This is a genomic window from Xanthomonas sp. NCPPB 3218 (assembly GCF_056725185.1).
This window is the reverse complement of the sequence record NZ_CM161516.1, coordinates 2,762,084-2,786,784: the sequence shown is the minus strand read 5'-3', so window position 1 is coordinate 2,786,784 and position 24,701 is coordinate 2,762,084. Positions and strand designations below refer to the sequence as shown.

The 24,701-nt window shown below is 65.8% G+C and carries 20 protein-coding genes and 2 pseudogenes; 13 read left to right on the top strand and 9 right to left on the bottom strand.

Annotated features, from left to right (window positions below):
- Window positions 1-579 precede the first annotated feature (579 nt).
- Window positions 580-1,404 carry an alpha/beta fold hydrolase gene (locus AC1PLS_RS11440; RefSeq protein ID WP_184432868.1) on the bottom strand — a complete coding sequence of 275 codons (825 nt, stop codon included), beginning with the start codon at window positions 1,402-1,404 and terminating at the stop codon, window positions 580-582.
- A gap of 523 nt (window positions 1,405-1,927) precedes the next feature.
- Window positions 1,928-3,274, bottom strand: coding sequence for an Nramp family divalent metal transporter (locus AC1PLS_RS11435; protein WP_184431197.1), 1,347 nt, complete (start codon window positions 3,272-3,274; stop codon window positions 1,928-1,930).
- A 144-nt stretch (window positions 3,275-3,418) separates the two neighbouring features.
- Here AC1PLS_RS11435 and mntR point away from each other — a divergent pair, with 144 nt between their 5' ends.
- The 3 genes from mntR to orn all read left to right on the top strand — a co-directional run bounded on the left by mntR (window position 3,419) and on the right by orn (window position 5,053).
- Window positions 3,419-3,886 (top strand): manganese-binding transcriptional regulator MntR, encoded by a 468-nt coding sequence (mntR, locus tag AC1PLS_RS11430; protein ID WP_024939187.1) that lies wholly within the window; start codon window positions 3,419-3,421, stop codon window positions 3,884-3,886.
- Window positions 3,887-3,942: 56 nt separating this feature from the next.
- On the top strand, window positions 3,943-4,398 hold the full coding sequence (tadA, locus tag AC1PLS_RS11425; protein WP_481104494.1) for a tRNA adenosine(34) deaminase TadA: 456 nt from the start codon (window positions 3,943-3,945) through the stop codon (window positions 4,396-4,398).
- Between the two features lie 70 nt (window positions 4,399-4,468).
- Complete coding sequence (gene orn / locus AC1PLS_RS11420) at window positions 4,469-5,053, top strand: oligoribonuclease (protein WP_024939185.1); 585 nt, start codon at window positions 4,469-4,471, stop codon at window positions 5,051-5,053.
- A 199-nt stretch (window positions 5,054-5,252) separates the two neighbouring features.
- Here the strand turns inward: orn and AC1PLS_RS11415 are convergent, their stop codons facing one another.
- Both AC1PLS_RS11415 and ppsA read right to left on the bottom strand, forming a co-directional pair.
- The gene (locus AC1PLS_RS11415; RefSeq protein ID WP_016905101.1) at window positions 5,253-6,218 is read right to left on the bottom strand and encodes a mechanosensitive ion channel family protein; all 966 of its coding nucleotides are present in this window, start codon (window positions 6,216-6,218) and stop codon (window positions 5,253-5,255) included.
- Window positions 6,218-8,596: a phosphoenolpyruvate synthase gene (gene ppsA / locus AC1PLS_RS11410; RefSeq protein WP_184431195.1), complete on the bottom strand. Its 2,379-nt coding sequence runs from the start codon at window positions 8,594-8,596 to the stop codon at window positions 6,218-6,220. The genes AC1PLS_RS11415 and ppsA overlap by 1 nt, the downstream gene beginning before the upstream one ends.
- 142 nt (window positions 8,597-8,738) lie before the next feature.
- Here ppsA and ppsR point away from each other — a divergent pair, with 142 nt between their 5' ends.
- The 3 genes from ppsR to AC1PLS_RS11395 all read left to right on the top strand — a co-directional run bounded on the left by ppsR (window position 8,739) and on the right by AC1PLS_RS11395 (window position 10,820).
- Complete coding sequence (gene ppsR, locus AC1PLS_RS11405; protein WP_024939184.1) at window positions 8,739-9,560, top strand: posphoenolpyruvate synthetase regulatory kinase/phosphorylase PpsR; 822 nt, start codon at window positions 8,739-8,741, stop codon at window positions 9,558-9,560.
- Between the two features lie 197 nt (window positions 9,561-9,757).
- Window positions 9,758-10,267, top strand: a complete 510-nt coding sequence (locus AC1PLS_RS11400) for a DUF1249 domain-containing protein (protein ID WP_184431193.1) — start codon at window positions 9,758-9,760, stop codon at window positions 10,265-10,267.
- Between the two features lie 64 nt (window positions 10,268-10,331).
- Window positions 10,332-10,820, top strand: coding sequence for an NUDIX hydrolase (locus AC1PLS_RS11395; RefSeq protein ID WP_065031556.1), 489 nt, complete (start codon window positions 10,332-10,334; stop codon window positions 10,818-10,820).
- 320 nt (window positions 10,821-11,140) lie between these two features.
- On the opposite strand, the gene AC1PLS_RS11390 is transcribed toward AC1PLS_RS11395, so the two are convergent.
- Window positions 11,141-11,902 (bottom strand): 3-hydroxybutyrate dehydrogenase, encoded by a 762-nt coding sequence (locus AC1PLS_RS11390; RefSeq protein WP_102581614.1) that lies wholly within the window; start codon window positions 11,900-11,902, stop codon window positions 11,141-11,143.
- Between the two features lie 82 nt (window positions 11,903-11,984).
- Between AC1PLS_RS11390 and AC1PLS_RS11385 the strand changes: the two genes are divergently transcribed.
- The 5 genes from AC1PLS_RS11385 to AC1PLS_RS11365 all read left to right on the top strand — a co-directional run bounded on the left by AC1PLS_RS11385 (window position 11,985) and on the right by AC1PLS_RS11365 (window position 15,733).
- On the top strand, window positions 11,985-12,647 hold the full coding sequence (locus AC1PLS_RS11385) for a CDP-alcohol phosphatidyltransferase family protein (RefSeq protein WP_481103696.1): 663 nt from the start codon (window positions 11,985-11,987) through the stop codon (window positions 12,645-12,647).
- Between the two features lie 54 nt (window positions 12,648-12,701).
- A complete protein-coding gene (gene phaE / locus AC1PLS_RS11380; protein WP_184432862.1) occupies window positions 12,702-13,871 on the top strand; it encodes a class III poly(R)-hydroxyalkanoic acid synthase subunit PhaE in 1,170 nt (389 codons plus the stop codon).
- Window positions 13,868-14,944, top strand: coding sequence for a class III poly(R)-hydroxyalkanoic acid synthase subunit PhaC (locus AC1PLS_RS11375; RefSeq protein WP_104552637.1), 1,077 nt, complete (start codon window positions 13,868-13,870; stop codon window positions 14,942-14,944). Before phaE ends, AC1PLS_RS11375 begins: the two co-directional genes overlap by 4 nt.
- Window positions 14,945-15,047: 103 nt before the next feature.
- On the top strand, window positions 15,048-15,248 hold the full coding sequence (locus AC1PLS_RS11370) for a PspC domain-containing protein (protein ID WP_024938703.1): 201 nt from the start codon (window positions 15,048-15,050) through the stop codon (window positions 15,246-15,248).
- A complete protein-coding gene (locus AC1PLS_RS11365) occupies window positions 15,218-15,733 on the top strand; it encodes a hypothetical protein (protein ID WP_184431191.1) in 516 nt (171 codons plus the stop codon). Before AC1PLS_RS11370 ends, AC1PLS_RS11365 begins: the two co-directional genes overlap by 31 nt.
- Here AC1PLS_RS11365 and AC1PLS_RS11360 read toward each other — a convergent pair.
- Entirely contained in the window at window positions 15,691-16,902 is a 1,212-nt protein-coding gene (locus AC1PLS_RS11360; RefSeq protein WP_104552639.1) for an NAD(P)/FAD-dependent oxidoreductase, read from the bottom strand. The two genes, AC1PLS_RS11365 and AC1PLS_RS11360, sit on opposite strands and share 43 nt — an antisense overlap.
- Window positions 16,903-17,094: 192 nt before the next feature.
- Between AC1PLS_RS11360 and AC1PLS_RS11355 the strand changes: the two genes are divergently transcribed.
- Complete coding sequence (locus AC1PLS_RS11355) at window positions 17,095-17,322, top strand: hypothetical protein (protein WP_016904406.1); 228 nt, start codon at window positions 17,095-17,097, stop codon at window positions 17,320-17,322.
- A 244-nt stretch (window positions 17,323-17,566) separates the two neighbouring features.
- Window positions 17,567-19,933, top strand: a complete 2,367-nt coding sequence (locus AC1PLS_RS11350) for a Tex family protein (RefSeq protein ID WP_024938700.1) — start codon at window positions 17,567-17,569, stop codon at window positions 19,931-19,933.
- Window positions 19,934-20,318: 385 nt separating this feature from the next.
- On the opposite strand, the pseudogene AC1PLS_RS11345 reads toward AC1PLS_RS11350, so the two are convergent.
- The 3 genes and pseudogenes from AC1PLS_RS11345 to AC1PLS_RS11335 all read right to left on the bottom strand — a co-directional run.
- A pseudogene (locus AC1PLS_RS11345) lies at window positions 20,319-23,300 on the bottom strand (PAS domain S-box protein); the annotation flags it as partial.
- A gap of 54 nt (window positions 23,301-23,354) precedes the next feature.
- Window positions 23,355-23,618 (bottom strand): annotated as a pseudogene (locus tag AC1PLS_RS11340) (hybrid sensor histidine kinase/response regulator); the annotation flags it as partial.
- A 671-nt stretch (window positions 23,619-24,289) separates the two neighbouring features.
- A complete protein-coding gene (locus tag AC1PLS_RS11335) occupies window positions 24,290-24,670 on the bottom strand; it encodes a response regulator (protein ID WP_046342825.1) in 381 nt (126 codons plus the stop codon).
- Window positions 24,671-24,701: the final 31 nt, after the last annotated feature.

Sequence of the window (24,701 nt, the reverse complement as noted above, 5' to 3'; positions counted from 1 at the left end):
GCGTGAGGCCGGTTGCCGGCGCTGGTAACCGGCCTGCGCAGACCCAGGGCTGGAGCGCCTTTTGGCCAAGCGGACCGGGCGCAACCCGCCTGCTGGCTGCGCCCGATCGGCTTACGGCCAGCCAGGGCAGCGCACGTGTCCTTCAGCGGTCGGCGTATCGCTCGCGCTGCCGATCGACATTGGCTGCGACTGCCTGACCTGCCATTGCTGGCACCGCCATGGCTGAGCATCGCGTTGCTGGTGGTCGTGCTGCGTGGCGGTTTCTTGCGGGCACTGGTTGCTGTGCTCACCTGTGGCTGGCCGGTCCATGCCTGAAGCTGGTCCGTTGCGCGGTGTTGCGACCACGCTGCGAAGGTGCACCGTCGCCATCCCGCTTGCTGTTTCGGCATCTTTGCGCGCACGTCGTGGGTCCGCAATCTCGCCTGCAGGGGGCGCATTGGGGCGCCACTGGCAACAGGCCTATCGACGCTGAGGCAGCCAGCCTGATCACAACGGATCTGCGCGCAGCAAAGCAACGCGCACCAAAACAAAAGGCCGGCTCTCACGAGCCGGCCTTTGTCTTACGCAGTGAAGCAAGAATCAGCGCTTGGCGAAGGCCAGCAGATCCTTGTTGAACTGATCGGCATGGGTAATGGTCAACCCGTGCGGCGCGCCGGGGTAGATCTTCAGTTCGGCGTTGCTGATGATCTTGGCCGACAACTTGCCCGATGCATCGATCGGCACGATCTGGTCGTCGTCGCCATGCACCACCAGCGCCGGCACGTCGATCTTCTTCAGGTCGGCGGTGTAATCGACCTCGGAGAATTCCTTGATACAATCGTACTGACCCTTGTGACCGCCCAGCATGCCCTGCAGCCAGAACGCATCGCGCATGCCCTGGGTGACCTTGTGGCCGTCGCGGTTGGCACCGAAGAACGGCGTGGTCAGGTCCTGATAGAACTGCGAACGGTCCTTGGCAACGCCATCGCGGATGCCGTCGAACACGCTCATCGGCAGGCCGCCCGGATTGGTCGGGCTCTTGACCATCTGCGGCGGCACTGCGCCGACCAGTACCACCTTGGCCACACGCTTGCTGCCATGGCGGCCAACGTAATGCGCCACTTCGCCACCGCCGGTGGAATGGCCGACCAGGATCGCGTCCTTCAGGTCCAGCGCGTCGATCACTGCAGCCAGATCGTCCGCATAGGTGTCCATGTCGTTACCGTCCCAGGTCTGCGACGAGCGGCCATGGCTGCGGCGATCGTGTGCGATCACGCGGTAGCCGTGCTGGCCCATGAACAGCATTTGCGGGTCCCAGGCATCGCCGCTGAGCGGCCAACCATGTGCGAAGACGACCGGCTGGCCCTTGCCCCAATCCTTGTAGAAGATATTGGCGCCGTCGGGGCGTTTGACGAAATTGGACATCGGGTTGACTCCGTGAGTGGACGAGTGGGGTGGGGTGGTGGCGGGGGCGCGTGCGGGAGGTGCGGCAGTGGCGAACGCGGGCAGCGACAACGCTGCTACGGCGACCGTGCCGGTGATGAGAAAGCTGCGGCGTCCGGCGTCGGCCGGATGCGCCTCTAACGGATCCATAAACACTCCTGGGGCGAGGGGCATGCAGCCCGGCGATGGCACGATGCGATACGCATCGTGCTTGCATGGGCCCGCGCCACGCGGTGCGACGCAGGCCACGGGCGTGCCGGTGCATGCGAGCAGTAGACCGCCTGCGTCGCATCGCAGATTGCATCTGCGTGCGCTCTACAGCGGTTATCCCCAGCGTTGCGGATCAGCTCGTTCGCTGCAGTCGATGCGCCGTAATGGATCATCCGGGCATCCAGCTCGCACGAACGCAATGCAGCGCCGATCAACGCTCCTCCGTGCATCCTGCCTGGCTCTGCAGCGCACGCAGCTGCCGCATCGCATCGACCACGCCGGTTGTGCTCGCCACTCAATGCAGCGCGGTGTCCCACAGCAGCTTCAAGTTCAAGCCGACGATCACCGTCGCAATGACCCAGGCAATGCGCACCAGCCACGGCGGTGCCACCAATGCGCCCATCAACTCACGATCCGATACGAAGCGCACCAGCGGGATCACCGCAAACGGCAGCTGCATCGACAGCACCACCTGGCTGAGCACCAGGAGCCGCGCGGTACCGGCCTCGCCATACAACCAGGTCACGATCACCACCGGCACGATGGCGATGCCACGTGTCAGCAGGCGGCGCAGCCACGGCGGCAAGCGCAGTTGCAGGAAGCCTTCCATCACGATCTGCCCGGCCAGCGTGGCGGTGACGGTGGAATTGACGCCGGAGGCCAGCAACGCCACTGCGAACAGCGTCGAGGCCAAGCCCACGCCCAGCATCGGCGCGAGCAGGGCGTGGGCCTGTTCGATTTCCTGCACATCGGTGCGGCCCTGCGCGTGGAACACCGCCGCCGCCAGGATCAGGATCGAGGCATTGATGAACAGCGCGAACATTAATGCCACGGTGCTGTCGGTCACCGCCCAGCGCAGCGCCGACTTGCGGCCCGCATCGGTGCGCGGATACGCACGTGTCTGCACGATCGACGAATGCAGGTACAGGTTATGCGGCATCACCGTCGCACCGATGATGCCGATCGCCAGATACAGCGCGCGCGGGTCGGTGACCACCTGCGCACGCGGAATGAAGCCGCCCAGCACGGCGGCGATCGGTGGTGCCGCCAGCGCGATCTGGACGCCGAAGCAGACGAAGATGATCAACAGCAGCGCGATCACGAACGCTTCCAGCGCACGGAAACCGCGGTTCATCAGCAACAGCACCAGCACCACGTCCACCGCAGTGATGATGGCGCCCACGGTCAGCGGAATGCCGAACAACAGCTTCAACGCGATGGCGGTGCCGATTACCTCGGCCAGATCGCAGGCGATGATCGCCAGTTCGCAGATGCCCCACAGCGCCAGGTTCACTCCGCGCGGGTAACGCGCCCGGCAGGCCTGCGCCAGGTCCAGCCCGGTCGCGATGCCCAGCCGCGCCGACAGGCTCTGCAGCACGATCGCCATCAGGTTGGACAGCAGGATCACCGACAGCAGCAGATAGCCGAACTGCGAGCCGCCGGCCAGGTCGGTGGCCCAGTTGCCCGGGTCCATGTACCCGACCGACACCATGTAGCCCGGGCCCAGGAACGCCAGCAGCCGGAACCACCAGTGGCCGCCCTTGGGTACGGCGATGCTGGCGTGGTGATCGCCCAGCCCGCCATTGGCCGCGGCAGGCAGGGGGAGGGGCGAGGCTGGCTGAGGACGGAGATCGACGGACATGCGGAGCAGGCAGGCTGGGAGTAACACCGATGATATAGCAAGGGCTATGCTATTGAGCATTGGCAATTTAAATCGTAATGATCGGCTACGTGCTTCAAACTACGCATCCCGGCACTGGCGCCGGACGTGATGACGGGGATGAGGGTGGGCAAGAGCGAAAAGCTGGAAGCAGCCGCGCCGGCGCTGATCGACGCGCAGGTGCATATGGAAAGCTTCCGTCAGGTGCGCGAAGCGCGCCGCGCCGAGCTGGTCGAGGACTATGTGGAGCTGATCTCCGATCTGCTGGTCGACGGTGGCGAGGCGCGTCAGGTCGATATCGCCGCGCGCCTGGGCGTGGCGCAGCCGACCGTGGCCAAGATGCTCAAGCGGCTGGTGCGCGACGGCTGGGTGGTGCAGCGCCCGTACCGCGGGGTGTTCCTGACCCCGGCCGGCGAGGCGCTGGCCGCGTCCAGCCGGCAGCGCCATCAGATCGTCGAGCGCTTTCTGCTCGCCCTGGGCATCGACGAGGCCACCGCGCGCCGTGACGCCGAAGGCATCGAGCACCATGTCAGCGAAGCCACCGTGGCCGCGTTCGCCGCCTTCCTGGATCGCCAGGGCGGCAGCGCCGCGTGAGCATGCCGGTGGAAACGTCGGTAGACGCGGCGCAGACGCTGATCGACCAACAGTGGATGCAACGCGCCCTGCAACTGGCCGAGCGTGCCGAACGCGACTTTGACGAGATCCCGGTCGGCGCGCTGCTGATCGATGCCGAGGGCACCGTGCTGGGCGAGGGCTGGAACTTCAATATCGCCAGCCACGATCCCAGCGCGCATGCCGAGATCATGGCCATGCGCGAAGGCGGCCGCCGCCTGGCCAACCACCGGCTGATCGGCTGCACGCTGTATGTCACGCTGGAGCCATGCGCGATGTGCGCGATGGCGATGATCCACGCACGCATCGCGCGGGTGGTATTCGCCGCCAGCGACCCCAAGACCGGCGCCTGCGGCAGCGTGTTCGATCTGCCCGCCGACCCGCGCCATAACCACCGCGTGCAGGTCAGCGGTGGCGTGCTGGCCGCCGAGGCCGGCCTGCGCCTGACCAATTACTTCAGGGCCAAGCGCGGCAAGCCGCCCCTCGCGCCCTGAGCGGCGCGGCCGCGGTATGATGCGCGCCCTTCAGCATCCGGCCGGCGACGGCCCTCCACAGGACGGCGATATGGCAGACACCCTTGCAGGCAACGACCGACTGATCTGGATCGATCTGGAAATGACCGGCCTGGATACCGATCGCGATTCCATCATCGAGATCGCCACCATCGTGACCGATGCGCAGTTGAACGTGCTTGCCGAAGGACCGGAGCTGGCCATCGCCCACCCGCTGGCGACGCTGGAAGCCATGGACGAGTGGAACCGCAATCAGCACCGCCGTTCGGGGCTGTGGCAGCGCGTGCTCGACAGCCAGGTCACCCATGCCCAGGCCGAGGCGCAGACGGTGGCCTTCCTGAGTGAATGGATCCGCGCCGGCGCCTCGCCGATGTGCGGCAATTCGATCTGCCAGGACCGCCGCTTCCTGCATCGCCAGATGTCGCGCCTGGAGCGCTACTTCCACTACCGCAACCTGGACGTGTCCACCATCAAGGAGCTGGCACGGCGTTGGGCGCCGACGGTGGCCAATGGCTTTGCCAAGAGCTCGGCCCACACCGCGTTGAGCGATGTGCGCGATTCGATCGACGAGCTGCGCCACTACCGCCAGTTCATGGGTGCGCTGGGCGGCGATTCCCAGGCCGACGTGCCGGCCTGAGCGCTGGCCACTGCGGCGTTGCACGCTGTTGGCGTGTTGATTGACGGCACCTAGTTGCGGACCACGCGCAGGCGTACGTCCGGCAACGTTTGCTGCCGACCCAGGCAGGCCAGAAGCCACACAGTGGCAGCGCATCCAAAAAAAAAGGCCGCATCGTTCGATGCGGCCTTTCTGCTTTTCCATCACGCCACTGAATGCATCAGCGCGCCAGCGGCGGACCCTTGCTCAGGTCGCCGTCGTCGGCGATGCCTTTCAGCAGCAGGTCGGAGATCGGCTTGCCGTCGGCATCGTGGTGATACACGTGCAGGTCGCGCTGCGGATACGGGATGTTGAGCCCGTTTTCCAGCAACTGGTTGCGGATCTGTTCCAGCGTGGTGCTCTTGGCCGCGCCGAAATTGCCGTTGGTCGCATACGCGAACAGCATAAGATCCACCGTACTTTCGCCCAGGTTGGTGACCTGCACGAACGGTGCCGGCGACTCCAGGAGGTTCGGATTGTCCTTGGCGATCTGCAGCAACAGCTGCTGGGCTTTCTTCAGATCGTCGCCGTAGCCCACGCCCACGGTCACTTCCAGGCGCCGGTTGGGTAGGGTGCTGTAGTTGACGATGGGCGAGGTGGTGATGGTGCTGTTGGGCAGGGTGATCATGCGCTCATCGAACGAGCGGATCCGGGTCTGGAAGATCCGGATCTCGTCGACGATGCCTTCCTGGCCGGCAATCACCACATGGTCGCCATCGCGCATCGGCCGCAGCACGATCAGCATCACGCCTGCAGCGATATTGGACAGCGAGTCCTTCAACGCCAGACCGACCGCCAAGCCGGCCGCACCCAGCACCGCGATCAGCGAGGTCGGCGGTACGCCAATCTTGCTCAGTGCACTGACGAAGACCAGCACCAGCAGCAACGCATACAACACGTTGCGCAGGAAGTTGGTCAGCGTGATCTCGATGCGTGCGCGGGTCAGCGCACGGTGCAGCCACTGGCTGAGCTGCTTGGCCAGCCACATGCCGACCACCACGATCAGCAGGGCCAGCCCCCAGTTGAGCGCGTATTGCGCCCACGGGATATTGGCCCAGTTGAACGCCGGCTCCGCCGTCTTGGCCGCCACCGGCCTTGCGGCGACTGCTCCCGCAGCCGCCGCCAACACCGCACCCAACATACCCATCAGCCCTCGCTCTTCAACTTGGCCAGACGCAGCCAGGTGTCGACCACGGTGTCAGGATTCAGCGATACCGACTCGATCCCTTCCTGCATCAGCCACTCGGCCAGTTCCGGGTGATCGGACGGCCCCTGGCCACAGATGCCCACGTACTTGCCCTTGGCGCGCGCCGATTTGATCGCCATCGACAGCAGCTTCTTGACCGCTGGGTTCCGCTCGTCGAACAGATGCGCCACGATCGACGAATCGCGGTCCAGGCCCAGGGTCAGCTGGGTCAGATCGTTGGAGCCGATCGAGAAGCCGTCGAAGATGTCCAGGAACTCGTCGGCCAGCAGCGCATTGGACGGCAGCTCGCACATCATGATGATCTTCAGGCCGTTCTCGCCCTGCTTGAGCCCGTTCTGCTCCAGCACCTCAATCACCTTGCGGCCCTCTTCCAGCGTGCGCACGAACGGGATCATCACCCAGAGGTTGTCCAGGCCCATCTCGTTGCGCACCTTCAGCACCGCCTTGCACTCCAGCGAGAAGGCCTTGGTGAAGGACGGATCGACGTAGCGGCTGGCGCCACGGAAGCCGATCATCGGGTTCTCTTCATGCGGTTCGTAACGCGAGCCGCCGATCAGGTTGGCGTACTCGTTGGACTTGAAGTCCGACAGGCGCACGATCACCGTGTTCGGTGCCACTGAGGCGGTCAGCGTTGCGATGCCCTCGGCCAGGCGATTGACGTAGAAGCTCACCGGGTCGCCGTAGCCGGCGGTCTTGGCGTCGATCTTCTTGCGGACGTCAGCGTCCTGCTTGTCGTATTCCAGCAGCGCGTTGGGATGGATGCCGATGTGCGCGGCAATGATCATTTCCAGACGCGCCAGGCCGATGCCGGCATTGGGCAGCTGGCCGAAGTCGAACGCACGCTCCGGGTTGGCCACGTTCATCATGATCTTGAGCGGGGCAGGCGGCATGTTGCCCAGGTCGGTGGTGGTGCGCTCGAACGGCAGCAGGCCGTCGTAGATGAAGCCGGTATCGCCTTCGGCGCAGCTCACCGTCACTTCCTGACCGTCGCTGATCACATCGGTGGCGTTGCCCGAGCCGACCACGGCCGGCACGCCGAGTTCGCGCGCGATGATCGCCGCATGGCAGGTGCGGCCGCCGCGGTTGGTGACGATGGCCGATGCACGCTTCATCACCGGCTCCCAATCGGGATCGGTCATGTCGGCGATCAAGACGTCGCCGGCCTGCACGCGATTCATGTCGTCCAGCGAGCGCACCACGCGTGCCACGCCGCTGCCGATCTTGGCGCCCACCGCACGGCCTTCTACCAGGATCTTGGCGTCCTTGGCTTCCAGCGAGAAACGCTCGATCTGGGTAGCGTGGCTTCGCGACTTCACGGTTTCCGGACGCGCCTGCACGATGAACAGCTTGCCGCTGACACCGTCCTTGGCCCACTCGATGTCCATCGGGCGGCCGTAATGCTTTTCGATCACCAGCGCCTGCTTGGAAAGCTCCTGCACGTCTTCATCGCTGATCGAGAAGGTGCTGCGCAGTTCCACCGGCGTGTCTTCGGTGCGCACGCGTTCGCCGGGCACATCCGAGTAGACCATGCGGATCGCCTTGCTGCCGAGCGAGCGGCGCAGGATCGCCGGCTTGCCTGCGGTCAGCGTGGGCTTGTAGACGTAGAACTCGTCCGGGTTGACCGCGCCTTGCACGACCATCTCGCCCAGACCGAAGCTGGAGGTGACGAACACCACGTCGCGGAAGCCCGATTCGGTGTCCAGCGTGAACAGCACGCCGGCCGCACCGACGCCCGAGCGCACCATCAACTGCACGCCGGCCGACAGGAACACGTCTTCGTGCTTGAAGCCATGATGCACGCGGTAGGCGATTGCGCGATCGTTGTAGAGGCTGGCGAACACTTCCTTGACCTTGTGCACGACATCGTCGGCACCGGTCACGTTGAGGAAGGTCTCTTGCTGGCCGGCGAACGAGGCATCGGGCAGATCTTCGGCAGTGGCCGACGAACGCACCGCCACGGCCACTTCGCCACCGCCGTTTTCCGCACACAGCTGTGCGTACGCGGTTCGGATATCGCGGTCCAGTTCCGGCTGCAGCGGAGCATCGATCACCCAGCCGCGGATTTCCTTGCCGGCAACGGTGAGGGCAGCCACGTCTTCGACATCCAGCGTCGCCAACTTGTCGAAGATGCGCTTGGACAGATCGTTATGCGCGATGAAGTCCTTGAAAGCCTCGGCAGTGGTCGCATATCCACCGGGAACCGAAACGCCAAGCCCGGCCAGGTTGCCGATCATCTCGCCGAGCGAGGAATTCTTACCACCTACGCGGGCCAGATCGGCCAGGCGTAGCTCATGCAACCACAGGATATTCTCGTTCAAGCGCGATGCTCCGTATGGCCATCGCCCGAGCGGGCTGGATGGCCGCGTCCGTAGGAAGAAGCCGCTATGATGCAGTGCACAGCGGAATCTGCACAAGCATGAACCCGTAAGTTTTGGACACCAGTTCAAAGAGGTGGTCTTGATGTCAACAATTCGACCGGTGTTCTACGTCTCCGATGGAACCGGTATCACCGCTGAAACGATTGGGCATAGCCTGCTCACGCAGTTCAGTGGATTCAACTTCGTCACCGACCGCATGTCGTTCATTGATGATGCAGAAAAAGCGCGCGATGCGGCGCTGCGGGTGCGCGCGGCAGGTGAGCGGTACCAGGTGCGCCCGGTGGTGGTCAATTCCTGCGTCGATCCCCAGCTGAGCATGATCCTGGCCGAAAGCGGCGCCTTGATGCTGGACGTGTTCGCGCCCTTCATCGAGCCGCTGGAACGCGAACTCAATGCGCCGCGGCATTCGCGCGTGGGCCGTGCGCACGGCATGGTGGACTTCGAGACCTATCACCGCCGCATCAACGCGATGAACTTCGCGCTGAGCCACGATGACGGTATCGCACTCAATTACGACGAGGCCGACGTGATCCTGGTGGCGGTGTCGCGCGCGGGCAAGACGCCGACCTGCATCTACCTGGCATTGCATTACGGCATCCGTGCCGCCAACTACCCGTTGACCGAGGAAGATCTGGAAAACGAGCGCCTGCCTCCGCGCCTGCGCAATTACCGCAGCAAGTTGTTCGGCCTGACCATCGACCCGGAGCGGTTGCAGCAGATCCGGCAGGAGCGGCGCGCCAATTCACGCTACAGCGCGGCAGAGACCTGCCGGCGTGAGGTGGCCACCGCCGAGCGCATGTTCCAGATGGAGCGCATCCCGACCTTGAGCACCACCAATACCTCGATCGAGGAAATTTCCAGCAAGGTGTTGTCCACGCTGGGGCTGCAGCGCGAGATGTTTTGAGGCAGGAATTGGTTGGCGGGATTGGGGATTGGGCCGCGCGTAGCGTATTCACGATCCGGAGCTGCCGTGACGTGTCACGGTCGGTCGGCGAGCGTCAAGCAAATCAAGCGGGCGGGGCAGGGCTCCGCCAAGGTAGGCCTGCCGGTGGCCGGTCGTCAATGCTGCCCGTGCGGCAGCGCAGCGTGTAGGATCGGTTCATGGCGCAAGCACTGAGTAAACTCGAACGCATCCCCAAGTTGAGCCGGTTCGGCTGGCTGATGGGCTTGTACGCAGAAAACTTCCAGCATCTGACCCGGCTGTTCGCGCCGGCCGACCTCGCTCCCGGCTCCTATGTCTCGTCGATCGGCGATGGGCTGGACCTGCGTCTGGACGTGATCGAGTGCCACCGCTACACGGTCGAGCTGCGGCTGACCTACGACCTGTGCGATCCCGTCACCGGCGAGCCTGACCCGTCGGCTTACGTGCGCCTGTACCGCGATGCGCGCCAGGCCGAGACCACCCATTGCTACGTCGGCCGTCGCTGGCAGGACGTGATGGGCATGTTCCCGCCGCCGGCCGAGCTGATCAGCCACCGCATGCGGATGAATACGTTCCTGGGCAAGTGGCTGGACTATCTGGCCGAGCGCGGCCATGGCGTGGCTACCTTGCGTCTGGATACCGACTACATTGCGCCACCGCGCCCGGGCTCGCAGGCTGCGGTCGGCTGAGGCTGCGCCACGCCGCTTGCACAGCATCGGTCATACTGATGCGCTCGATTCCAGCTCGCCCGCCATGCCCTATACCCCCATCGTCGCCACGCTCGGCTACCTGTTGTCGCCCGACGGCACACAGGTGTTGATGATCCATCGCAATGCCCGCCCCGGCGATCAGCACCTGGGCAAATACAACGGGCTCGGTGGCAAGGTGGAGCCGGACGAGGACGTACTGGCCGGCATGCGCCGCGAGATCCGCGAAGAGGCCGGCGTGGAGTGCGGCGACATGCAGCTGCGCGGCACCATCAGCTGGCCGGGCTTCGGCAAGCAGGGCGAGGACTGGCTGGGCTTCGTGTTCCTGATCCGCAGCTTCGAAGGCGAGCCGCAGGCTTCCAACCCGGAAGGCACGCTGGAATGGGTGGCGATCGACCGCATGGACCAGGTGCCCATGTGGGAAGGCGACCGCAATTTCCTGCCACTGGTCTTCGATGGCGACCCGCGTCCGTTTCATGGCGTGATGCCGTATCGCGACGGGCGCATGCAGTCGTGGACGTATTCGCGCATCTGAGCGGGGATTGAGGGAGTGCGCAGCCGCCCAGGCGAGCGCGGCTGTTACTGCTGTCTGGCGCGGTCACCGCAGTGCCGGACTTAAGCGTCTGCCCTCCTTAATGGACTTCGATCTGCTGGCGCCAATGCGCGTGCGATCGACCTGGCGAGCGCAACCGCAAGCCGGCGCTGCACGCTGTGGCGACCTGCCGCCTGCATTCGCCTCCACGCACTTCTCCACACCGGTTGTGGATGAATCCTGCGCAAGTCTGTGGACAACTGCGCGCGCGCCTTGCGGCGCAAGGCGGCCACGGAAGCTGGTGAAAATTTCGCCAGCCGTGATTACTGCGCAGTCCAGCCGCCGTCGATGGCGATCGCCTGCCCGGTGATGTTGCGTGCGGCATGCGACATCAGGAACGCGACCGTGCCGGCGAGTTCGTCGTAGTCGATGAAGGCGCCCTTGGGCATCGGCTTGAGCATCACATCGCGAATCACTGCGTCTTCGGCAATGCCGCGCGTGCGCGCCTGGTCGGCGATCTGGCGCTCCACCAGCGGGGTGCGCACATAGCTCGGGCACAGCGTGTTGACGGTGATGTCGCAGTCGGCGGTTTCCAGGGCGATGACCTTGGCCAGGCCGACCAGGCCGTGCTTGGCGGCGACATACGCGCTCTTGTACGGGCTGGCGACCAGCGAGTGGATGCTGCCGATGTTGACGATGCGCCCGTAGCCGGCCGCGCGCATGCCGGGCAGGAGCGCGCGGCTGAGCCGTGCGGCGCCGGTCAGCATCACATCCACCAGCAAGGCCCAGCGCTGCATCGGAAAGTCTTCCAGCGCGGCAACCTGCTGCAGGCCGGCATTGTTGACCAGCACCTGCGGCGCGCGCGTCACGCGCGCCAAAGCCTGCGCGATGCCGTGGTCATCGGTTACGTCCAGCGCCAGTGCTTCGGCCGAGCCGCCGGCGTCGCGCAGGCGCTGCGCGGTGCGCTCGGCTGCCGCCAGGTCCATATCGCTGACGATCAGATGGTGGCCGCCGGCGGCCAGCTCGGTGGCGATGCCGGCGCCGATGCCGCTGCCTGCGCCGGTGATCAGGATGCTGCGCTTCATGCGGTCCTCGGTGTCGATCGTGCCCGGCCGGAGTGGCCATGCTGATCGCCAGCCTAGCCGATAGCGTGAAACGGTCGCCTGCATGGCGTGCGCGCGTTACCCTTTGCGCCTCGATCACCTCAGGCTGCGCATGAAACGCCATTTCTCGATGCTGCGCGATTTCCAACTCGCGGACTGGTTCACCCTGGCCAACGCCTTCTGCGGCACCGGCGCGGTGTTCGCGTCGATGCGCTTCCTGCAGGAAGGCCATCGCGGCGACCTGCTGCTGGGCATGGCGCTGGTCCCGCTGGCGTTCGTGTTCGATGCGCTGGACGGGCATGTGGCGCGCTGGCGCAAGGCGTCCTCGACCCTGGGCCGCGAGCTGGACTCACTGGCCGACGTGATCTCGTTCGGGGTGGCGCCGGCGGCGCTGGGCTATGCCTGCGGCATGCGCGGCGGCTGGGATTGGTTGGTGCTGAGCTATTTCGTCTGCTGCGGCGTGAGCCGGCTGGCGCGCTACAACGTGACTGCCGAAGAGATCGCCGGCGAGGCCGACAAGGTGCCGTACTTCGAAGGCACCCCGATCCCCACCAGCCTGCTGCTGGTGATCCTGCTGGCGGTGGCTGCCAGCAGCGGCCATATCGGCCAGACCTTGTGGTGGGGCCAGTGGCAGCTCGGGCCGTGGCAATTCCACCCGCTGGTGCTGCTGTTTGCGGTGTCCGGCTCGTTGATGATCAGCAAGACGCTGCGCATCCCCAAACCCTGACCGGTACGGCCGGGCACACGCGGTAGGATGGCTGGTGGACAGTCACGGGAAGGGATCATGGCAACCAGCGGTTCGGACAACGGCAACTTCGAAGACAAGGCGCGCCAGTACTGGAGCGCCTGGGGAGATGCCATGCGCCACGGCCAGTCCGGCGCCGCTGCGCAGCCCGGCGCCGTTCCCGGGGCGGGGCCGGGCAGTGACGCACCGCAGGATTGGCGCAAGGCGATGGACTGGTGGTCGCAACTGCTGCCCACCCAGGCCGCACCGCAGGCGCAGGAGGCCATCGACCGCTTCCGCCATCAGGCCGGCGACTGGTTCGGCACCATGCAGCAGGTGGCCGCGCAGTTCGCCGGGCGCGACACCTCGGCCAATGAGGTCTCCGAAGCCTGGCGACGCGCCGTGCAGGGGCAGGGCGAGCAGCTGATGCAGTGGACGCTGGGCTCGCTGCGTGGCGGCAGCCCCGGCGGCTTCGACCCGTGGCTGCAGGACGCTGCGCAGGCGCTGGCGAAGTGGCGGGAAGAAAACGCGCCCTGGCTGGACATGCCGGCATTCGGCGTGAGCCGCAATCACCAGGCACGCCTGCAGACGCTGGCCCGTGCGCAGCAGGAGTACCAGGCGCAATCGCAGGCCTATGGCGAACAACTCAAGTCGGCCATCGAGCAGGCGTTCGGCCGGTTCGCCTCCAAGCTGGGCGAGCACGAAAGCAGCGGCAGTCAGCTGACCAGTGCGCGTGCCTTGTTCGATCTGTGGATCGAGGCCGCCGAAGAGTCGTATGCCGACGTCGCCTTGTCCGACCAGTTTCGCGAGGTGTACGGCGGCTTTGCCAATGCGCATATGCGCCTGCGCGCCGCGTTGCAGGAAGAAGTGGAACAGTTGAGCGAGCGTTTCGGGATGCCGACGCGTTCGGAGATGGACGCCGCGCATCGCCGCATTGCCGAGCTGGAACGTGCGGTGCGGCGCATGCTGCGCACTGCGGCCAGCCCGGCCGTCAAGCCGGCTGCAGCGGTGGCTGACCCGGTTGCGCCGGCCACGGCCAGGCGCACGCCGGCAGCCAGGGCGGACACTGCGCCCAAGCCGGCAGCGGCGACCAGCCCGGCCAAGAAACCACCAGCGAAAACCGCCCCAGCCAAGAACACGAAGGCGGCCAAAAGCGCCGCCAGGCCATCGGCTGGCACAGCTGCCGGTAAGTCGACCGCACGCAAGCCACGTGGAGCGCAGGCATGAAAGGCCCGTTGGGATTCAGCGCCGAAGACCTGATGCAGGAAACCCTGTCGATGCAGCGCAAGCTGCGCGAGGGGCTCAAGCTGTTGCCCGGCGTGGAAGACGTGGATTACGGCGTGACCGAGCGCGAGGAAATCTGGCGCGACGGCAAGGTGGTGCTGTACCGCTTTGTCGGCGAGCAGGCGCCGGTGGCCAGGACGCCGCTGCTGATCGTCTACGCGCTGGTCAACCGCCCCTACATGGTCGATCTGCAGGCCGACCGCTCGCTGGTCAAGGGCCTGCTGGGCCACGGCCAGGACGTCTACGTGCTGGATTGGGGCTACCCGGACCGCTCCGAGCGTTACCTCACCCTGGAGGACTATCTGCTGCGCTTTATCGACGGCGCGGTGGACCACCTGCGCGCGCAGTCGGGGCTGGAGGCGGTCGATGTGCTCGGCATCTGCCAGGGCGGCACGTTTGCGCTGTGCTACGCGGCGCTGCAGCGGCCGAAGGTGCGCAACCTGATCACCATGGTCACGCCGGTGGATTTCCACACCCCCGACAACATGCTCTCCAACTGGGCGCGCATGGTCGATGTGGATCTGTTCGTGGACACCATGGGCAACGTGCCGGCGGATCTGATGAACGCCAGTTACCTGATGCTCAAGCCGTTCCGGCTGAATCTGCAGAAATACGTCGGCTTGCTCGACATCCTCGACGACAAGCAGGCGCTGGAAGATTTCCTGCGCATGGAAAAGTGGATCTTCGATTCGCCCGATCTGGCCGGCGAGGCGTTCCGCGAGTTCGTCACCCAGTTCTATCAGCGCAATGGGCTGGTGACCGGGCAGGTGCGCATCGGCGGGGAGGCGGTCGACCTGCAGGCGGTGGACATGCCGGTGCTCAACATCTACGCCGAACACGATCATCTGGTGCCGCCCGACGCCTCGCGTGCATTGCGCGGCCTGGTCGGCAGCGACGATTACACCGAGCTGAGTTTCCGCGGCGGGCATATCGGCATCTACGTCTCCGGACGTGCGCAGCGCGAGGTGCCGGTGGCGATCCACCGCTGGTTGCAGGAGCGTGGCGGCAACGCGTGATGCGGCTTCGGGTTGCGCTGTGCCTGCAGCGAGCAGCCGCAGCCGTCACAAGGCGCAGCCGCTGCGCTTTTTAGACTGGGCAACACGTTCGAAGGAGCCTTCCATGGCCACGACCACCACATTGTCCCGTTCCCTCAACGACCGCATGATCGCCGGCGTGGTCGGCGGCATCGCCCGCCGCTTCGGCTGGAGCTCCACGCTGTTGCGGGTGCTGTTCGTGATCGTGTCGATCGCCTCGGCGGCGTTCCCCGGCATCCTGGTCTATCTGATCCTGTGGCTGCTGATCCCCAACCAGGCCGACTGACGCCCGCCCGGCGCCGGTGGTCGTCCGTGCAGGTGCTGGGCGCGTTGTGGACGCTGCCCAATACCTTGCTTGGCCTTGCCATCGGTGCCGCCGGCAGCTGTTTCGGCGCGCGTCCGCGCTGGTCCGGGCAGGAACTGGCCGTGGTGTTCCATGCCTGGCCATGGGGACCGGGCGGGGCGATGACGCTGGGCAATGTGATCCTGCTCAAGGGCGCCTCACTGGATCTGCAGTGCAGCACGTATGCGCATGCGGCAGGGCGTTGTCAGCACCCGCCGGTGCGCCTGGGCGACCACGAACGTGCGCATGTCTACCAGTACATGCTGCTCGGCCCGCTGTTTTTGCCGGTGTATTTGCTGTGCGGCGGCATCCACGTGCGCAATCCGCTGGAACGGGCCGCCGACACGTATGCGCTGCACGGCCACGGCTGGTGGCCGTGGGGATCTCAGCGCAACCGCGAGAAACCGAACAGGTCCGATAACGGGTGAGGCCTGCCTTCCAGTTGCGCGCGCAATAAGCCTGCACCGATCGCGCTGTAGGTGATACCGTTGCCGCCGTACGCCATCGCGAACGACACCCGCGGCCCATGTTGCGGATGCGGGCCGAAGAATGGCAGTCCATCGGCGGTTTCGGCGAAGGTGCCGCCCCAGGCGAACACCGGGCGCAGGCTGATGTCCGGCATCGTCTGGTGGATCTTCTTCAGCAGCGTCTTCAGCTTGCGCATGACACGTGCGTCGCGACGTGCGGGCAGATCGATGTTGTCGTCTTCGCCGCCGGCCACCACGCGTCCATCCGGCGTGCTGCGCAGGTAGAGATAGGGACGCGCGGTTTCCCACATCATGGTGTGCTTGAGCGCGCCCATCTCGCCATCGTGCAGCGGATCGGTCACGAATGCGTAGCTGCTGCGGTTGCGTGCCACGCGCTGCGACAGCCACTGCTGGTTTGCGTAGCCTGCGGCCATGATGACGTGCCGGGCGCGCAGCGTGACCCCGTCGCGGGTGCGCAACGCGACATGCCGGTCGTGGGGTGTGAGGGTGGCGATCGCGGTGCGGTCGTAGATGCGCGCGCCGTAATGCTCGCCTTCTGCAAACAGGCGGTAGCACAGCCGATACGGATCGACGCTGGCAGCCAGGCGGCTGAGGATCGCACCCTCGGAGCGTACGCCGTAGTTGTGCCACAACGGCGCGCGCTCGATCCATTCGACCGGAAGAGTGTGGGTTTTTCGCACCTGCAGTTCGCTGCGTAGGTCGTCGAGATCCCGCGACCGGCTGGCGTAGTACAGGCTGTCCTGACGGCTGAAGTCGCAGCCGCCCAGCGTATTGCAGAGGCCTTGCAGGTCGACGATGGCTTGCGCGCACGCAGCGTATGCCGACGCTGCCGCCGGCATGCCGTAATGCCTGGCCAACTCGATCATCGGTGTGTCGATTTCGTACTGCAGCAAGGCGGTACTGGCCGAGGTACTGCCCCAGCCGATCTCGCGCTGCTCGACCACCACCACCTCGTGCCCGTGCTTGAGCAGTTCGTGCGCGATCAGCGCGGCAGTGACCCCGCCGCCGATGATGGCCACCTCGCAATCGGTGTCCCGCTCCAGACGCGGATAGGCGCGCATCAGCCCATTGCGGATCGACCAGAACGGGTAGCCACTCTTGAGGTCCATGCGGTGTCGTACGTGCGGGCGGAGCGCAATTGGACCGGCAGGCCGGGTGAAGCGGTTGTGCAGACAGGCGAGGGGACCCCGCCGTCACCAAACCGCAAACAGCCGGCGTTAACGTGCGTGGAAAGCTCCTCACGGCACGGTCGTTATGCTCGCGCCACTAACGTAGTCACAGTTGTTAATGAGGGTGTGGGCATGTCGATCGTTCTGTACGTCGGTGGCAGCAAAGATGGCGACAAGGGAGTTGTGCCTTACGGGTTCAGCAAGTCGCGCGCGATGACCGACGCTGGCCCGGAGATCTATGTCGAGCGCATGGTGCCGTTGAAGGACGTCGGCAAGATCCGCGTGATGGCACTGGAATCGCTGCACGAAAGCATCTTGGTCGAGCGCGCGGCCACGCATTACGCAGGCCGCGCCAGCTAAGCGCAGCCGACCGGACGAGTGCGCCCATCGTCAGTGGGTGCCAAGTGCCCACTGCTGCAGGTATCGCAACGGTACTTCAGCGCTTCCGCACCATCGGTAACCACCTGACGATCGCCCGCTAGCGCTTGTCAGCCATCGACGGGCGCGCCGGCATAGGGTTATGGCGATCCTGTCAACGGGTTCCCGCGGCGGGCCAGCACTGCGAAAATGCTTTTTTCAGTGAAGCGGCTCCGGCCGCGCCGCCATGCACGACAGCCAGCTTGCCCAGCAGATCGCTCGCACCATCGCCGACGAGATCGGTGCCCAACCCGCCCAGGCGCGCGCCGCCATTGCCCTTCTCGACGAAGGCGCCAGCGTTCCGTTCATCGCGCGCTACCGCAAGGAAGTCACCGGCGGGCTGGACGATACCCAGCTGCGCAATCTGGAAACGCGCCTGACCTATCTGCGCGAGCTGGAAGAGCGCCGCGCGGCGATCCTGTCCAGCATCGGCGAGCAGGGCAAACTCAGCGACGAATTGCGCGCCGAGATCGTGGCGGCCGACAGCAAGTCGCGGCTGGAAGACCTGTATCTGCCCTACAAGCCCAAGCGCCGCACGCGTGCGCAAATTGCGCGCGAAGCCGGTCTGGAGCCGCTGGCCGATGGCCTGCTGGCCGACCCGAACCAGGCGCCGGAAGTCGCTGCTGCGGCGTACATTGACGCGGAAAAGGGCGTGGCCGATATCAAGGCAGCACTGGAAGGCGCACGCGCCATCCTGATGGAGCGCTGGGGCGAAGATGCCGCCCTGGTGGGTGAGCTGCGCAGCTGGTTGAACGACAACGGCGTGATTCGCGCGCGCGTTGCCGAGGGCAAGGAAGAGGCCGGTGCCAAATATCGCGATTACTTCGATCATGCCGAATCGCTGTCCAAGATTCCCTCGCACCGCTTGTTGGCGCTGTTTCGTGCGCGCCGCGAGGAGTTCCTGTACCTGGATCTGGAGCCAGGTAACGATGCCGAGGCCGGCCATCAGTACGCCGAGGGCCGTGTGGCGCGCAATGCCGGCATCTCCAACCAGAACCGTCCGGCCGATCGCTGGTTGCTGGATGCCTGCCGGCTGACCTGGCGCGCCAAGCTGCACATGCATCTGCTGCTGGACCTGTTCAACCAGGCGCGGGAGAAGGCCGAGGCCGAGGCGATCGCCGTGTTCGGCGACAACCTCAAGGACCTGATGCTGGCTGCGCCGGCCGGCCCGCGCGTGGTGCTGGGGCTGGACCCGGGTATCCGCACCGGTTGCAAGATCGCCGTGGTCGATGCCACCGGCAAGCTGGTGGCCACCGAGACGATCTACCCGCACGAGCCCAAGCGGCAATGGGAGCAGTCGCTGCAGACGATCAAGAAGCTGTGCATGCAGCACAACGTGGAGCTGATTGCGATCGGCAACGGCACCGCCAGCCGCGAGACCGACAAGCTCGCCGGTGAGGCGATCGCGCTGTGCGGGGCGAGCAAGCTGCAGAAGATCGTGGTCAGCGAAGCCGGTGCGTCGGTGTATTCGGCGTCCGAGTTTGCTGCCAAGGAGTTTCCCAATCTGGACGTGTCGCTGCGCGGTGCGGTGTCGATTGCGCGGCGCCTGCAGGATCCGCTGGCCGAGCTGGTCAAGATCGAGCCCAAGGCGATCGGCGTGGGCCAGTACCAGCACGACGTGGATCAATATCGTCTGGCCAAGGCGCTGGAGGCGCGCGTGGAAGACTGCGTCAATGCGGTCGGCGTATACGTCAATACCGCGTCGGCGGCGCTGCTGTCGCGCGTATCCGGGCTGTCGAGCACGGTGGCGGAAAACATCGTGCGCCATCGCGACGACAACGGTCCGTTCAAGCGCCGCAAGGACCTGCTCAAGGTGCCGCGTCTGGGCGACAAGACCTTCGAACAATGCGCCGGTTTCCTGCGCATCGCCGATGGCGACGAGCCGCTGGACGTGTCGGCGGTGCATCCGGAAGCCTATCCGGTGGTCGAGCGCATCGTCGGCAGCACCGGCAAGCCGATCAAGGCCCTGCTGGGCGACGGCAGCTTCCTGCGTGGACTCAAGCCGGAGCTGTTCACCGACGAGCAGTTCGGTGTACCGACCGTGCGCGACATCCTCAAGGAGCTGGAAAAACCCGGCCGCGATCCGCGCCCCGAGTTCAAGGCGGCACAGTTCGCCGAAGGCATCGAGGACATCAAGCACCTCAAGCCCGGCATGGTGCTCGAAGGCGTGGTCAGCAACGTCGCCGCATTCGGTGCGTTCGTCGACATCGGCGTGCATCAGGATGGCCTGGTGCACATCTCCGCGTTGTCGGACACCTTCGTCAAGGATCCGCGCGATGTGGTCAAGGCCGGCGACATCGTCAAGGTCAAGGTGCTGGAAGTGGACGTGGCGCGCAAACGCATCGCGCTGACCTGCCGTCTGTCCGATACGCCACCGCCGGCCGATGCTGCAGCCCAATCGCGCGATCAGCGCGGCAACGGCGGCGCGGGGCAGGGCCGGCGCGAGGGTGGCGGTGGGCGTGGCCCGGCGCAGGGCAACAGCAAGCCGCGCACCACTGCGCCGCCGGCCGACAACGCGCTGGCCGCGGCATTCGCGCGCGCCAAGCGCGGCTGAGCCAGCGTGCCCGGCGGCTGTCCTGGCGTGGCTGGGCCGTGTAGATAGACCCGCTCGCAAAGCGGCGGGTCCGGCTGCGATTGGATCGCGCTTGGGCAGGCTGATCTGCAACTTGGCTGCGGGTCCATGCACTCCGACCACCGCGGTGCGCCTATGCAGATACGATCAGCCGTAAGGCGGCTGGTCTGAGGCCTTGCTGCAGGGCCCTTGCCCGCCCACCATCGCAGGACACGCTGCAAGTACGTCCCTGTAGGCTCTTACTCGGCATCCATACCGCGTAAGGTCCCGCGACGGTGGGCGGGCAAGGACCTGTTGGGATGGTCGGTGTGTGTGCTGCAAGCAGCACGTGGTTGACCACGCTGTTTTATTGCGTTTCCAGGCGATCTCACGCCTCGCTGCGTAGCGCGCGCGTCGGCAAGATCAGGCGTTCGATCAGGTCGACCAGGCCGGGTGGTTCCACCGGCTTGCCCATATGCGCATCGAATCCGGCGACCACAGCGCGGTCGCGGTCTTCTTCGCGCACATAGGCGGTGAGGGCGATCGCGGGGATGTGCCGCGGCAGGTCGGCGCGGCCGGAGCGCACCGTGCGGATCAAGTCGTAGCCGTCGCGCACCGGCATGGCGATATCGCTGACCAGCACATCGAAGGGCGTCTCTGCCAGGCATTGTTCGGCTGCTTCCACCGAGCCGGCCGCCTGCACCTGCGCGCCGGCAAGCATCAGGAACTGCACCACCGCCTCGCGTGAATCCTGGTCGTCGTCGACCAGCAGCAGGCGCACGCCATCCAGGCGCCCGAGGCAATCACTCGGCAGCGGACCGACCTGCAGCGACCCGGCCGACGCGGGACGCAGATCGCTGACCCCGTGCTGGAACGGCAGCACGATGGTGAAGGTCGACCCCTTGCCTTCGCCCGCACTGGAGGCACCCAGGCTGCCGCCGTGCAGATCGACCAACTGGCGCGAGATCGACAAGCCCAGCCCCAGCCCGCCCACGCGCCGCGTGGTGCCGGCATCGGCCTGGCGAAAGCGGTCGAACACATGCGGCAGGAACTCGGCCGCAATCCCGATGCCGGTGTCCTGCACGCACAGTCGCAGCCGTTCGTCCTCGATGTCCAGCGCCACCCGCACCGTTCCGCCGGGTGAGGTGAATTTGAGCGCATTGCTGAGCAGGTTGGACAGCACCTGCTGCAGCCGCCCGGCATCGCCGAAGAACCACAGCTCGCCCTCGCCGGGTGCATCCAGTTCCAGCGCGATGTCGCGCGCCAGTGCAGACGGCTGCATCAACTCCACCGTACTGCGCATCAGTCCTGCGATATCGAAGTGCTCTGCCTGCAGGCGGATCTTGCCGGACAGGATCGCACTCATGTCGAGCAGGTCGTCGATGATCTGCGTCTGCGCACGCGCACTGCGTTCGATGATGACCAGCCCCTTGCCCAGATTGGCCGGCTCGAACACCTCCGACTGCATCAACCGCGACCAGCCCAGGATGGCATTGAGCGGCGTGCGCAATTCGTGGCTGAGCGTGGCCAGGAACTCGTCCTTGACCCGGTTGGCATGCTCGGCCTGACCGCGTGCGACAGTCTCGGCCTGCAGCGATTGCTTGAGCTTGGCATCCACGCGCGTACGCTCGATGACGATGCCGGCCAGATGCGATGCAGAGCGCGCCATCGCCTGTTCGCGCAGCGAGGGCAGGTGGACGCGGTCGTAGTAGATGTTGAGCGTGCCCAGCACTTGGCCGTTGCTGTCCAGGATGGGCGTCACGCAGCAGGCGACGATGCCCAGCGCCGCCGAAATCGCGTGGTGGTCGCTGAAGCTGGGGTCGGCCTGGATGTCCTCGCAGATCACCTGCTGACCGAGATAGGCCGAGCGCGCGCACGGCGGCCCGTTCGGCCCGATCGGCGAGGCTTCGAAATGCCCGCGGTACTCGACCGGAAAATGCGGCGCCGAGCCGAAGCTCAGCATCTTGCGTACGTCATCCAGCACCATCACCGCGCAATACAGCGCAATCTCGCCACGCGCTTCCACGCTCGCTGCGATGGCGTCCAGCACTACTGGCAGCGGCGCGCCGGTGGTGATCAGGCTCAGGATGGCGCGATCGGAGGCGGTTTCATCCTCGATCAGCTTGCGTTCGGAGATATCGGTCAGCGAGCCGATATGGCCGAGGAAGCGTCCGTCGCTGGCGAAATGCGGCGACGCGGTATCGATGCACCAACGGTATTGCCCGTCGTGACGACGTACGCGGTACTCGGCCAGGAACTCGCCTCGCTGCTCCAAGGCCTGGCCGAATGCGTGGCGCACGCGTTCGGCGTCGTCCGGATGCATCACATCCCACCAGCCCTGGTCCATTGCCTGGTCTTCGGCCTGCCCGGTGAAGTGGTACCAGCGCGGATTCCAGTATACGCAGTCGCCCTGCGCATCGGCCATCCAGATCATTGCCGGCACCGTCTCGCACAAGGCGCGGAAGCGCACTTCGCTTTCGCGCAGCTGTTGCTCGAACGCACGGCGGTCATGGATGTCAGTGTAGGTGCCGATCCACTCGCTGATGCTGCCGTCGTCGCCGCGCACGGGCAGGGCACGCGCCAGATGCCAGCGCCGCTGGCCATCGTGGCGTTGCAGCTCGCACTCCATTTCGTAGGCGCGTTCGCCCTCGATGGCCAACGCCCAGGCCTGCGCAGACAGCTGCAGGCCATCGGCGGTGTGTGCCTGATGCCACGCGGCGGTCTGGTGGTCGGCAGGATCCAGTCCGGTGTATTCGTACCAGCGCCGGTTGAAGTAATGCGGCTCACCCTCCGGGTCGGCAATGAAGATGATCTGTGGCAGCGTATCGGCCAGTCGGCGTAGCCGCGCCTCGTTGGCGGCCAGTTGCTGCTGCGCCTTGGCGCGTTGCATGGATTCCCAGCAGCGCGCCGCAACCAGGCGGACCAGCTCGATCTCGGTGGACAGCCAGCGCCGCGGTGCGCGCTGATGCACGCCGATGGCCGCGACCAGGCGGCCGTGTTTGTGCAGCGGAATCGCCAGCGACGCGCGCAGGCCGGAGCGGCGGTACTGCTGCGCCACGTAGTCCGGTGCGCCGGGCGCCATCGCATCGGTGGTGAACCAGGGGCGATTCTCCAGCAGGGCGTCGCGCAGGCCCTGCGCCACTTCCAGCGGAAAATCGCCCTGCAGGCTAGGCATGTCCTGCACATGGTCGCTGATCACGTGCATGGTTCTGCCGTCGGCCGCCGCCAGGCCGAACGCGCAGCGATTGACCTGCAGATGCTCGCCCAGCAAGCGCACGCTGGTATCGATGATCTGACGCGGATCGGAAACGTTTTGCAGCGCGTCTTCGAGCATCAGCAGGAAACTGTCGCGACTTGCCATGCTGCGTTGCTGGGTGACATCGAATCCGTGCACCAGGATCGCGTCAATACGGCCGTCGCGCTCGCGCATCGGCTGATACAGGAAATCCACGAAGGTCTGATCGAGCGCATTGCCGGGCGTGCGCTGCAGATAGGCGGACATCGACTCGCCGATGAAGGGGCGGCCGCTGCGCCGCACCTCATCGAGCAGCTCGAGATAGCCCTGGTCTGCGACTTCCGGCATCGCCTCGAGCAACGGACGGCCGAGCAACGGTCGCTGGCCGACCAGCTCGTGGAAGCGTTGGTTCGCGCTCTCGACGATGTAGCCGGGTCCCCGCAGCACCGCCATGAAGGCCGGCGACTGGTCGAGCGAAGGCGACACCGCTGCGGGCGCGGACTCGCGACGGGGCGGCCCTGCAGCAGGGGCGGACGTGCCGGCGACATACAGCATGCCCAGAGGTTTGCCGGCCTGCAGCACCGGGCTGCAGGACCACGTCGACAGCGTCAATGCTGCACGCGCATCGGCATCGCTGTGGTTGGCTTCAGCGCCGTCTGCAAGTTCCGCCAAGGGGTGGCCGAATGCTGCCGGGTGGCGTTCACCCAACAGCGCGGCGCAGGCATCGTTGTAGATGCAGCGCGACTGCTCGCCCCAGACCAGCAACATTGGCGCCTGTGCATGCAGGCACAGCGAAAGCGTCGTGCGCAGCGCTGGGCTGTCGCGTAGCAGCGGGTCGGCGGCGCATGCGGACGATGCCAGCAACAGCCCGGCTGTCTCGCACGTCTCCGGCAACAGACCGGCAAACGGCGACACGGCGATATCCATTGGTGACCTGCCCATCATGCCTGGATGCACGATTCTAGTGGCAAGCGGTCCGTGATCGAGGGGGTGTGGCAGCCGGCGCGACCGCGCGATGAGCCTACGTTAAGCGCAGCAGGCGGGTGGTCTGCAGGTGTGGCTGGCGATGAATGAGGGCATCGGCCGGGCCCGCATGCTGGCGACCCAGGGGCTGGTCGGAGCTTTCAGCTGGCGGCGCCGCTCAGTTGCCGTGCCCTGGCCAAAGCGCTGATCAGTTCGTCTGACAAATAGGGCTTGGTCAGGATCACGCCGCGCTCGAAGCCGCTGGGGATGGTGCCACTGGCAACACCGGTCGCCAGCACGAACGGAATCCCGAGCTCCGACAGCAACCGGGCGACCGGCTCGCTGGTCTCGCCATTGCCGAGGCGGTAGTCGAGCACTGCGATCTCCGGCGCATCGGCCTGGATCAGGGTCAGCGCTTGCGCAACTTCCCCGACCGGACCCAGCACCACCGCGCCAGCCTGGACGAGCTGCAGATCGAGCAGCATGGCATTCATCTGGTCGTTCTCGACCACCAGCACCCGAACTCCACGCAACACCGACATTGCTTACTCCTTCACCTAAGTCGGCCAGTAT